The 1356-nt window shown below is 65.9% G+C and carries 1 protein-coding gene; it reads right to left on the reverse strand.

Features of this window, described 5'->3' with window-relative positions; all coding sequences use genetic code 11:
* Positions 1–1356: NAD-dependent succinate-semialdehyde dehydrogenase (locus ACFQPB_RS23815; protein WP_382228905.1), on the reverse strand; the 1356-nt coding region annotated here is incomplete at both ends.

A 1356-nucleotide genomic window follows, 5' to 3' on the forward strand; every position in this document is an offset into this window, starting at 1 on the left:
TAGTCGTCCATGCCGTGGTGCGAACCCTCACGGCCCAGGCCGGACTGCTTGACGCCACCAAAGGGCACGTGTTCGGTGGCGAGGATGCCCACGTTGATGCCCACCATGCCGTACTCCAGCGCCTCGGCCACGCGGTAGATGCGGCCGATGTCACGGCTGTAGAAGTAACTCGCCAGCCCGAACTCGGTGTTGTTGGCCGCGTCGATGGCTTCCTGCTCGGTCTTGAACTTGAACACCGGCGCAAAGGGGCCGAAGGTTTCTTCGCGGGCGCACAACATGTCGGCCGTCGCATCGGCCACCACGGTCGGCTCGAAGAACTGGCCTGAACCTGTCGATGAGAGGCGTTTGCCCCCGGCCACCACCCGCGCACCCTTGGCCACGGCATCGTCCACATGGCGTTGCACCTTCACCAGTGCGGCTTCTTCGATCAGCGGGCCCTGGTTCACCCCGTCTTCAAAACCGTTGCCCACCTTGGCCGTCTTCACCTTGGCGGCGAACTTCTCCACGAACTGGTCGTACACCCCTTCCTGCACATAGAAGCGGTTGGAGCACACACAGGTCTGGCCCGCGTTGCGGTACTTGCTGGCAAAGGCGCCTTCCACCGCGCTGTCGATGTCGGCGTCGTTGAACACGATGAAGGGCGCGTTGCCGCCCAGTTCGAGCGACATCTTCTTGACCGTGGGCGCGCACTGCGCCATCAGGATGCGCCCGACCTCGGTGGAGCCGGTGAAGGAGAGGTGGCGCACCACGTCGCTGGCGCAGATCACCTTGCCCACGGCGATGCTGTTGTCGCTGTCGGCGGTGACGATGTTGAGCACCCCGGCGGGGATGCCCGCGCGCAGGGCCAGTTCGCCCGCGGCCAGGGCCGTCAGCGGCGTGAGCTCGGCCGGCTTGATGACCACCGGGCAGCCAGCGGCCAGGGCCGGTGCCACCTTGCGGGTGATCATGGCCAGCGGGAAGTTCCAGGGCGTGATGGCGGCACACACACCAATGGGCTGCTTGAGCACCATCAGGCGGCGGTTGTTGTCGAACTGGGGCAGGGTTTCGCCGTTGACACGTTTGGCTTCTTCGGCAAACCACTCCACAAACGAGGCGCCGTAGGCCACCTCACCCTTGGCCTCGGCAAAAGGCTTCCCCTGTTCGGCGGTCATGAGGCGGCCCAGGTCGTCCTGGTGGGCCATGAGCAGGTCGTACCACTTGCGCAGGATGGTGCTGCGTTCCTTGGCGGTTTTGTTGCGCCAGGCCGCCCATGCCGCATCTGCGGCGGCGATGGCCGCCTCGGCGTCGGCCGGGCCCAGGTTGGCCACATCGGCCAGCTTCAAACCGGTGGCGGGGTCGTGCACGTCAAAGCGGGCG

This window comes from Hydrogenophaga atypica (assembly GCF_042665215.1).
GTDB lineage: Bacteria > Pseudomonadota > Gammaproteobacteria > Burkholderiales > Burkholderiaceae_C > Hydrogenophaga > Hydrogenophaga defluvii_A.